Origin of the sequence: Candidatus Erwinia dacicola (assembly GCF_001756855.1) — a bacterium.
Classification (GTDB): Bacteria; Pseudomonadota; Gammaproteobacteria; order Enterobacterales; family Enterobacteriaceae; genus Erwinia; species Erwinia dacicola.
The window spans coordinates 1-8,248 of the sequence record NZ_MAYS01000214.1; the positions used below are offsets into that span (position 1 = coordinate 1).

The 8,248-nt window shown below is 51.9% G+C and carries 24 protein-coding genes; all 24 read left to right on the forward strand.

What is annotated here, in order from left to right:
• The first annotated feature begins 60 nt into the window (after nt 1-60).
• A complete protein-coding gene (locus BBW68_RS16095) occupies nt 61-285 on the forward strand; it encodes a hypothetical protein (RefSeq protein WP_083264825.1) in 225 nt (74 codons plus the stop codon).
• Between the two features lie 2 nt (nt 286-287).
• A complete protein-coding gene (locus BBW68_RS06580) occupies nt 288-554 on the forward strand; it encodes a hypothetical protein (RefSeq protein WP_070134508.1) in 267 nt (88 codons plus the stop codon).
• A 179-nt stretch (nt 555-733) separates the two neighbouring features.
• Entirely contained in the window at nt 734-961 is a 228-nt protein-coding gene (locus tag BBW68_RS06585) for a hypothetical protein (protein ID WP_070134509.1), read from the forward strand.
• Entirely contained in the window at nt 951-1,082 is a 132-nt protein-coding gene (locus BBW68_RS19630) for a DUF3164 family protein (RefSeq protein WP_245675219.1), read from the forward strand. Before BBW68_RS06585 ends, BBW68_RS19630 begins: the two co-directional genes overlap by 11 nt.
• Nucleotides 1,069-1,539 carry a DUF3164 family protein gene (locus tag BBW68_RS06590; RefSeq protein ID WP_245675220.1) on the forward strand — a complete coding sequence of 157 codons (471 nt, stop codon included), beginning with the start codon at nt 1,069-1,071 and terminating at the stop codon, nt 1,537-1,539. The genes BBW68_RS19630 and BBW68_RS06590 overlap by 14 nt, the downstream gene beginning before the upstream one ends.
• Nucleotides 1,539-1,763, forward strand: a complete 225-nt coding sequence (locus tag BBW68_RS06595) for an ANR family transcriptional regulator (RefSeq protein ID WP_245675221.1) — start codon at nt 1,539-1,541, stop codon at nt 1,761-1,763. The genes BBW68_RS06590 and BBW68_RS06595 overlap by 1 nt, the downstream gene beginning before the upstream one ends.
• Nucleotides 1,753-1,950, forward strand: a complete 198-nt coding sequence (locus BBW68_RS06600) for a hypothetical protein (RefSeq protein WP_070134511.1) — start codon at nt 1,753-1,755, stop codon at nt 1,948-1,950. The genes BBW68_RS06595 and BBW68_RS06600 overlap by 11 nt, the downstream gene beginning before the upstream one ends.
• Nucleotides 1,951-2,040: 90 nt before the next feature.
• Nucleotides 2,041-2,421: a hypothetical protein gene (locus BBW68_RS06605; RefSeq protein ID WP_070134512.1), complete on the forward strand. Its 381-nt coding sequence runs from the start codon at nt 2,041-2,043 to the stop codon at nt 2,419-2,421.
• Nucleotides 2,408-2,866, forward strand: a complete 459-nt coding sequence (locus BBW68_RS06610; RefSeq protein WP_070134513.1) for a hypothetical protein — start codon at nt 2,408-2,410, stop codon at nt 2,864-2,866. The genes BBW68_RS06605 and BBW68_RS06610 overlap by 14 nt, the downstream gene beginning before the upstream one ends.
• A complete protein-coding gene (locus tag BBW68_RS06615; RefSeq protein ID WP_083264826.1) occupies nt 2,859-3,074 on the forward strand; it encodes a hypothetical protein in 216 nt (71 codons plus the stop codon). Before BBW68_RS06610 ends, BBW68_RS06615 begins: the two co-directional genes overlap by 8 nt.
• Complete coding sequence (locus BBW68_RS06620) at nt 3,071-3,319, forward strand: hypothetical protein (RefSeq protein WP_070134515.1); 249 nt, start codon at nt 3,071-3,073, stop codon at nt 3,317-3,319. Before BBW68_RS06615 ends, BBW68_RS06620 begins: the two co-directional genes overlap by 4 nt.
• A complete protein-coding gene (locus BBW68_RS20165; RefSeq protein ID WP_070134516.1) occupies nt 3,316-3,558 on the forward strand; it encodes a 3'-5' exonuclease in 243 nt (80 codons plus the stop codon). Before BBW68_RS06620 ends, BBW68_RS20165 begins: the two co-directional genes overlap by 4 nt.
• Nucleotides 3,524-3,910, forward strand: a complete 387-nt coding sequence (locus BBW68_RS06630) for a 3'-5' exonuclease (RefSeq protein WP_070134517.1) — start codon at nt 3,524-3,526, stop codon at nt 3,908-3,910. The genes BBW68_RS20165 and BBW68_RS06630 overlap by 35 nt, the downstream gene beginning before the upstream one ends.
• A complete protein-coding gene (locus tag BBW68_RS06635; protein WP_148127576.1) occupies nt 3,910-4,119 on the forward strand; it encodes a hypothetical protein in 210 nt (69 codons plus the stop codon). Before BBW68_RS06630 ends, BBW68_RS06635 begins: the two co-directional genes overlap by 1 nt.
• Before the next feature lie 204 nt (nt 4,120-4,323).
• Nucleotides 4,324-4,644 (forward strand): hypothetical protein, encoded by a 321-nt coding sequence (locus BBW68_RS06640; RefSeq protein ID WP_070134519.1) that lies wholly within the window; start codon nt 4,324-4,326, stop codon nt 4,642-4,644.
• A 149-nt stretch (nt 4,645-4,793) separates the two neighbouring features.
• On the forward strand, nt 4,794-5,189 hold the full coding sequence (locus BBW68_RS06645; protein ID WP_070134520.1) for a gp16 family protein: 396 nt from the start codon (nt 4,794-4,796) through the stop codon (nt 5,187-5,189).
• Between the two features lies 1 nt (nt 5,190).
• On the forward strand, nt 5,191-5,640 hold the full coding sequence (locus BBW68_RS06650; RefSeq protein WP_070134521.1) for a hypothetical protein: 450 nt from the start codon (nt 5,191-5,193) through the stop codon (nt 5,638-5,640).
• A gap of 83 nt (nt 5,641-5,723) precedes the next feature.
• Nucleotides 5,724-6,113: a M15 family metallopeptidase gene (locus BBW68_RS06655; RefSeq protein ID WP_070134522.1), complete on the forward strand. Its 390-nt coding sequence runs from the start codon at nt 5,724-5,726 to the stop codon at nt 6,111-6,113.
• Nucleotides 6,114-6,133: 20 nt separating this feature from the next.
• Nucleotides 6,134-6,391 carry a DUF2644 domain-containing protein gene (locus BBW68_RS06660; protein ID WP_245675222.1) on the forward strand — a complete coding sequence of 86 codons (258 nt, stop codon included), beginning with the start codon at nt 6,134-6,136 and terminating at the stop codon, nt 6,389-6,391.
• Nucleotides 6,375-6,854, forward strand: a complete 480-nt coding sequence (locus BBW68_RS06665) for a hypothetical protein (protein ID WP_070134524.1) — start codon at nt 6,375-6,377, stop codon at nt 6,852-6,854. The genes BBW68_RS06660 and BBW68_RS06665 overlap by 17 nt, the downstream gene beginning before the upstream one ends.
• A gap of 195 nt (nt 6,855-7,049) precedes the next feature.
• On the forward strand, nt 7,050-7,316 hold the full coding sequence (locus BBW68_RS06675) for a hypothetical protein (RefSeq protein ID WP_070134526.1): 267 nt from the start codon (nt 7,050-7,052) through the stop codon (nt 7,314-7,316).
• The gene (locus tag BBW68_RS06680) at nt 7,316-7,837 is read left to right on the forward strand and encodes a DUF1804 family protein (RefSeq protein ID WP_070134527.1); all 522 of its coding nucleotides are present in this window, start codon (nt 7,316-7,318) and stop codon (nt 7,835-7,837) included. The genes BBW68_RS06675 and BBW68_RS06680 overlap by 1 nt, the downstream gene beginning before the upstream one ends.
• On the forward strand, nt 7,830-7,952 hold the full coding sequence (locus BBW68_RS20170) for a hypothetical protein (RefSeq protein WP_261791559.1): 123 nt from the start codon (nt 7,830-7,832) through the stop codon (nt 7,950-7,952). Before BBW68_RS06680 ends, BBW68_RS20170 begins: the two co-directional genes overlap by 8 nt.
• A gap of 58 nt (nt 7,953-8,010) precedes the next feature.
• A partial coding sequence (locus BBW68_RS06685; protein WP_070134528.1) for a transposase occupies nt 8,011-8,248 on the forward strand: 238 nt, incomplete at its 3' end.

An 8,248-nucleotide genomic window follows, 5' to 3' on the forward strand; every position in this document is an offset into this window, starting at 1 on the left:
TCAGCGTCAAGTTAATTGAACTTACGCGCAGCTGTTAATTCACTGAGGGAGTAACGGGTCATGGATAAACAAGTTCTTAACTGCCACCGCTCACGCGCCAGAATGGAAATTCAGACTCACGGCGGACGTGTCACTGGCTGGCACCCCAAATTACCCATCGTCTACGCTGTGCCACCGCTGAGTGGATCAGTATGGCCTGTGGTAGAAGTGGCCGAAAAAACGGGCGGAGTGATTAAAACCACGCGTACGTCAAATATCGACGGCTGTACCGTTATCTGGAGGTAGTTATGTCAACAGCCATCAAAGAGAAATATGCCGCTTTTATTAAGCGTGTAGAAGGTAACGGCACGGCAACACTTGGTTTTTATTGCCCGCATTGTAAAAGCGCTATTTTGACCCTTGCAGCCCCTGCGGGTGAGACGTGGGATAGCATGAGCACCTGCCCATATTGTGAGGGCATATTTATGAAAATAACCACTCATACTGCCGTCAATATTGGTGTTCCTAAAGCCAGCGGTAACATCGTATGGGGTGAATTATGTCAGTCACAGTGATTATTAAATTCACGCATACGGAGGACGGTATCAACGTTGAGCCAGAAATTAACACGAAGGCAGATTATCACTGCTTACATGAAATGGCGCATGCGACAGCGACAATTGAATATGCCCGACGCGCAGCGCAGGAAATAAACACATTACTCAACCAGCGAAATACACACCGGAGACATTAAATGCCGATAGAAATGAAAATCATCATCGAAGAGGATGCAACTGGCGTTGGCACCCGCATTATGGCTGAAGGGCCGTGTACTGAGGCTGAGGCCCTGCAAGCACAGTTTATTCATAAAACGGTAATTGCAGCCCTGGAATGCCGTAAAGGCTTTAAACGCAATGACAGCGATGTTTGTGAAGTGAAAAAAATTCAACCTACTGACGGAGAAAATAAGAATGTCCATTAATAATCAAAATACTGTTGTGCCAGAAGGCTATATGAAAGACCGTAAAGGCCGTCTGGTGCCGGTTGAGCAGGTATCAGAATACGATCGCGAAATGGAAGAGCCAGGATATGGCGGACTTTAAACGGGGATCGTTTGGCGACTGCTATGCCTGGCTGGAGCTGTCGTCAGAGAAATTCGGGCGCAAGCCTGGCGGTATTAAAGATAATGTCACCTTTTCCACCTTCGACGGTAGCCAGCAGATTAAGATTGCTGTGCAGGACAGACTGGCTTTTGGCCCTGAATTACAGGTCGCTAAAGACATGATTGATGAGTGTCTGAAGGCATGGTCTAAGGGAGCTGATGAAAAGCTGCTGACGTTCGTCAACGATGCTTTCGACGTGGATAAAGAGGGTAAGCTGAACACCGGGCGAATTGTTTCTCTCCGCCAGCTCAATATCCAGGATGAACTCTGGCAGCAGGCTATGAATGCGCTAAATAAAGCGCTGGTCGTTTCCGTTACGTCCACCTATATCAATTTTAAAGAGCAGGATGAAAACGGAAAACTGGTCAATATTCCGCTCGATATTGCCGGGGTCTGATGATGAATATGAAAGCTGAGAACGCCGCACGTAATAACTATGGGCTGTATGCCGTAGGTGCGGGCCGTGCAGAGCGCAATGGCGAATGGGGTAAAGCTGCCGAACTGTGGCAATCTGCCCTGACCTACGCCCGCACCAGTCACTGTCGCCAGTGGGCTGAAACCCGTATCGCTTACTGTTCTAATGCTGCTGCACGCGGCTGGGGCGGGGTCAATGAAAGCTAAAGCGTTTAATCAGGCATACGTTGTCGGTAGCCATTTTATCTACCAACCCTGCAAGGTTTTGCGCGGCGGCTATCCGGCTAAAACCGTTTCTGAAGCGCGTGACTTCAAATGCGGAACAATCGTCGAAATTAACAGAGAGCCGTTATTCGTTAAAACGGAAACACTGACGCCTGCAGGCTGCATTTAAATCTGATTTAAACCGAATTTAATTATCGATTAATTATGGCGTAAACCGTCAGGGGACTGCTTACGCCTGAAACGCACAAAGGAATTAATTATGAAAAACAAGTCAGTTACGCCTTTGATTGAACTCTGGATAAAACAACTTAATGAAAGTGGATGGTGCGACATTACCGACCATGATGTGGAGAATCTAATTCGTGAATTTTCTTCCTTAGATTCTAATCATCAGAATCTAATTAAAGAACAGGCCGCATTTGTTCAGGGTTTAACAGCATGGCATAAGCAAAAAGTTGCCAGTCTTCAGCTTGTTATTGATAAACGCGATGCCTCTATATCTTTAGGTAAAGGGATTCCTGATATTGAGGCGGGTAGCGAAAAGGCTAAAGGTGTACGTATTGGCATCATTCTGCCCCTGACTCTGCTGGGGAAACTGCCATTTTCAGTAGATGAGGACGATGACGATGGCGATCAATAAGTCCCAGTGGGTCGGCATTGAAAGCGCGCTTAAATCTGGCGCACCAGTTCGCTTCCTGTATCAGGGGCATGAGATTGAAGTGATGAAAATCACCGTTCGTGAAACCAGAATGGCTTATGTCCTGACTCAGAATGGTCATGCTCTGACCGGTTTTCTCAATAAAGAGCATAAGGATTACAACCCACTGTCGGAAATATTCCTTCGGAAGCGCTTAATTAATCCTTATGCGCGTGTGGCCCGCAGTATTGCTAAAGAGCGTGGTGGCAAATCTTACCTCAAGCGCAAAGAGAACCGGTATCTGACAGAGAAGTCGATAGAAGTCATTGATACCTTCTTCCCCACAGCTAAAACGGTGGTTACACATTTTCGGAAAATCAAAGAGCTGGAGCTTGCTGCAGGTTCGTTTGCCGGTCTGAACTCTGTCACCGGAGGTGATGATGCTTAGCGTTACTGGGGCGCTGTACCAGCAGCTAGGAAAGCGCCATGAATATCACCTCAGCGATGGCAGCACGGTGGTTGAGCGCCCGTCGCTACCTTCATCATCCCGCTGGCAGTTTTGGGACAATATGAATCACCGGGTATACAAAAAGGCCCGCCAGGCAGAGATGAAAGCGGCTATTGAACGCCATAAAAAAAGGTACGGGTGCAAATGATAATAATTTATCTGATGTGCGCAGCATTGGTCTACGTGACTGGCTTTGTTTGTACGTTTAAAGCAATTGCCCGGCATGATGGCAGACAACGTGCCGAACGCGATCCTTTCGATGCAACTATGGTAGCGCTGTTCTGGCCGCTGGTGTGGTGCGCTTATTTAGTCGTGTCGATTATTAAATTAATCAGCAAGGCATTTTGCTTTGTCTATAACCGTAGCTACGAAGCTGCCGGGAGGCAAAAATGAATAACATCATGATTGATATAGAAACGCTGGGTAAAAAACGGGGTTGCCCTGTACTTTCGATTGCTGCGGTTCAGTTTGATCCTCTGTCCGGTAAAACAGGTGATATTTTCTATGAACGCATGAGCATTGATGCTGCGCTCAGCTATGGTATGCCAGAAACCAGTACTCTTCAGTGGTGGGATAGGCAGAGCGCAGAAGCGCGTGATGAGGCATTTAACGGTACGCGCCTGCCCGATTGAGGTTGCTACAGAGCTACGGGCGTTCATACATAATGCTGGCGGTTGCCATTGTATTCCGTGGGGGAATGGCTCCGTTTTCGATATCGTCATTCTTGAGGGATGGTTTGACCGGGTTAACCCGCTGAAAGACGCGAACGATGAGGACATCTACCCCTGGAAATTCTGGAATATCGCCGACCTGCGCACGCTGGTTCGCCTTTCGGGGATCGATGTCAGAAGTATCCCTTTCACTGGCGACAAACATAACGCTCTTGCGGATGCACTTCACCAGGTGAAAATCGCCCATGCTGCCAGTATCAACCTGATGAGCGACCGCCTACAGAGAGAAGAAATGAAACCGAGGGAATGCTGATGGGTAAAATGACGTTTGTGGTTGATTTCCCTGACGGTCAGGAGCCGCCAGTGGGTGCTGGTAGTGATATCCTCGGTGGGGCGTTAGTATCAGTGTCGTTTAATGATGCTGTTGAGTCTGGAGATTATGTCGCTTCGTTCTTGGGTTATCTTCAGGGCGGATTGTTTTGGCTTGAGGCATGGCTTGAGGTTGCAGAGGATAATGGCTAGAAATTCCAGGAGATTACCCGAAGCTACGCTAAAATCGTCGTCCCTGAGGAACAGGTCTGTAGCGTGGAGAAGCTGGTTAAAGTCAGTGTTCCTGTTTTATTTCAGATGGATGTTGTAGCGTGGAAGCCACCGGAAATAGTGGAAAGTCTCCGTTCATAGCATAATGGCCTTCTTCGGAAGGCTATTTTTTTGAGGGATTTTTGTATGTCTGACAGATTAAAAACTTTTAGAAACTGTGCAATCGGGGGCATTATTTTCTCAACCGTGACCTTTATGATTAGTGGGATTTTTGTCGAAAATCAGTTTGAGAGAATTGCCAACGGCATAGAGCTTATAGCCGGGGTTGTCGTGGTGTGTGGGATTGTCTGGTTATACTCGCTTAAACATCAATACCCTGAGTCTTTCAAGAAAGCGGATAAAGCCCCTTGTTCGCGCCTGACGCCCCCGAAATGTGAGCCGGAGCAGAAAATCCTATCTGCCGTTGAAAAAGCCAAAAATGCAAAGCTATGGGGTGGTAAAAAGTGATTCAATTTAATTGACGCTATACTGTTTTTGTGATCCAATTAATCCGTTAAAACTGTTCACCACAATTTGAAACTGGCTCAAACCCCGCCCTGTGCGGGGCTTTTTCGTTCTGGTACTTCCTGTTTTTCACCTCCATTTGAGGCGCACCAATGAAAGCAAATCTAATCCGAATCATTCACACCGGAAAATCATCCCTCGGCTGGGACGATGAGACCTATCGCGACGTGCTGGCCCGCCAGACCGGCAAACGCTCAGCCCCTGACTGTTCCCTCTCCGAGCTGGAAAAAGTGGTGCTGTATATGCGCACTCAGGGCTTTGCACCGTCTTCCCGTGGTCGCCGTCCCCGTGTGGCGACGGGCCGTAAAGCTATGCTAGGTAAGATTGAGGCCATGCTGGCGGAGGCTGGCCGCCCGTGGGGTTATCTGGATGGTATCGTCGAACGCATGCTGGGTGAGAAGAAGCCGGTAGAGTGGCTGAGTGACGATCAGGTGCGTAAGCTGATGCAAATGCTGATTGTTGACGCTAAGCGTCACGGGAGGCTGTAATATGCGCGAGTTTGACCTTGAATCCCTCGAAGAGCTGTTGCCGGATACCGCCCGCCAGATAGCCGATGTGATAGGCTTCCCCGCCACGCAGCGGCTGATTGAGCGCTTTGGTGGTCCCTGTTTCCCGGTTGGTCGTGGTTTGCGTGACACTGGCGAGCGCCGTCTGGCCATGTTGCGTGACGTTATCGGCGACGAGAATACCCGCCAGTTGGTTAAGCGTTTCGGCGGTGACAGTTCGCTGGTGATCCCCCGCTGTGCTGACGCGCTGCGTGAGTGGCGCAACCGCTGTTTTCTCGCCGAGGTTGACAGCATGCTGGCCGATGGCGAATCATTGCGCATGGCGCTCACGGTACTCGGCCCTAAATTCGGCATCGGTAATACCCGCGCCTGGGCCATTGTGGCCAGCCGCCGTCAGGCAACCTCTCCCCCGGCACAGGGGGCACTGTTCTGATGGCATACCGCTTCACCCCCGTATCATGCCCTGAGTTACGCCTCCCATCACAATAACTCTCACAAACTTTGTGAGGGTTTTTTATGTCTTCTTTCCGCTTCAGTCAGCGCAGCGAGTCCCGCCTGCAGGGTGTTCAACCTGACCTGGTGAAAGTGACCCGCCGTGCGCTGGAACTGTCTCCCGTTGATTTTGGTATCACCGAAGGCCTCCGCTCTCAGGAACGCCAGAAACAGATGGTCGCTCAGAGCAGCAGCCAGACCATGAACAGCCGCCACCTTACCGGGCATGCGGTTGACGTGGTGGCGTATGTCGGTAGTGATATTTCGTGGAACATGCCGCTCTATCAGCAGATTGCGCAGGCGTTTAAACAGGCTTCAGCAGAGCTGTCCATCCCCGTTGAATGGGGCGGAGACTGGAAAACGCTGAAGGATGGCCCGCACTTCCAGCTTCCCTTTGCGCAGTATCCGGCCTGATGTTCCGGGGGATCGTACTGATGGCACTCCTTAACCGTCTTGCTGAGCTAATCACTAATCCACAGGGCAGATTGTCCACTACCGACGCCGCCACGATGGTGGCGCTGGTTGTCAGCTCGCTGGCGCTGCTTATCTGCGTGGTGATGGACAGGCAACCTGATGCCGCACTGGGCCTGTATCTCGGTGCCTGGGTAACACATGCAGGCGTACAGGTTCACCAGAAACTGAAGGTGCCTGTTGCCCAGCCAGCGGGAGGCAAGGATGAACAGCGCAGTTAAATGGCTTTTTACCCGTCTTTTCCCCGGCGTCGTGCTTTGCGCGGCGCTGGCCGGGGCCGGATGGTGGCTGCACAGCACCGGCTATGACTCCGGCCACAAAGATGCGAAGGCAGACGGCGATACGGCGCTGGCCCGTGAGAAACAGGCCAGTGCAGATGAACGCCAGCAACTGGCACAGGCCGGGCAGCAGGCTCTGCTGCAGGCAAGGGATGGCGAGCGCCAGCAGCGTGAGCGGGCCGACCGGCTCGCCCTGCAGCTGGCTGACAAAGAATCTGAGCTGAAGCAGACCAGCAGTCTGCTGCAGTTGAATATCAGTAAGGTGGTCAGCGATGACAATCAGGACAAGCAGATTTCTGGCTGTGGTTATAACGGGATTGGGCCTCACAGCCTGCAGCTCTACACCAAAGCCCTCGGATACACCGGTGGTGGTCACGCCCGCGCCGGTGATCGTTCAGGACAGTAAGCCCCCACGGGCGATGGTCACGGTGGCCCCGATGCCACCCGCGCCCGGCGCGTATGCCGGTAACAGTCCGGGTCTGCCCCCGGATGCCCTGCTGCGGCATGCCACCGACTACGGAGCCTGGTGCAAGACGAACGCCGCAAAACTTTACGCCCTTGAGGCATTTTTCTGGCCCGTGCCGGATAAGGACAAATAGAAATGGACGCAAACCCTCTCGCTGATTTCTGGCAGACCGCTCTGCTGGGGGTGTTTTCATTCGGCTTTACCTTCTGGATCAAGACCCTCCACTCCACGATTAATCGCCTGTGGGAGGAAAACCGCCAGATGTACACCGTGTTTCAGCTCAAGTCCGATGCCCTGCGCGATCAGGAGCAGATCATGGTGATGCTCTCGGAAATTAAGCAGTCGATTGAGCGTATGAATGACCGTATAGATCGCCGCACTGATGCCACGGGGGGCCGCTGATGGCGCACCCGAAAGCGGTCAGGGATGCCGTCAGGCGCGATTACATTGCCCAGGGGATCGCCCCTGAAGTGCTGGGGCCGATGCACGGCGTCAGCGTGGCGACGGTTATTCGCTGGCGTCGTGAGTCTCGTGAGAATGGCGACGACTGGGACAAACAGCGTGCGGCCCGCCGCCTGTCGTCCGGCGTGCCGGAGGATATCACCCGCGACCTGCTGCTGGAGTTTCTGGAACACCACAAGCACGCGATGGAGCAACTGCGTAAAGCCCGTGAAGGCGCGGACGGTCAGGCGGCGCTGCCTGCCGATGACTACGCCAGTCTGCTGGCTAAGCTGCAGGATGGCTTCAACAAGATGATAGCGGCCAGCAAGCGCATTCAGCCGGAGACTGATCGTCTGATCGTCGCGGCGGGCGTGGTGGAGGATTTGGCGGCTTTTCTCAGCGATAAACACCCGGCGCTGATGGCGGGCTTTCTGGACGTGTTACCTGAGTTTCAACAGATAGTGGAGAAGAAATATGGCTGAAGTCATTACGCCGATTAACCAGTTTATCGCGCTCACCGACCGTAATGCGGTGCGGGCCGATACTATCGTTCGCGTATACGTTCAGAGCGATTATCTGATGGTTCAGACTGAATAGACCCGGGTTTCGTAGACACTTTTTTGCCTCATAATGGAGGCCTAATGAAGGAGTGTTTATGTCAGTCAAAACGTTCACCGAAGAATTCAAAATTGAAGCCGTAAAACAGGTCACTGAACAGGGATACCCTGTATCACAGGTCTCCTCTCGACTTGGTGTATCCACTAATAGTCTTTACGCCTGGGTTAAGCGCTACCAGAAGCCCGAGCCGCAGCGTAAGCAAGACGATGCACTACAGCATGAGGTAAAGCGTCTCAGGCAAGAACTTAAGCGGGTAACTGAAGAGCGAGATATTT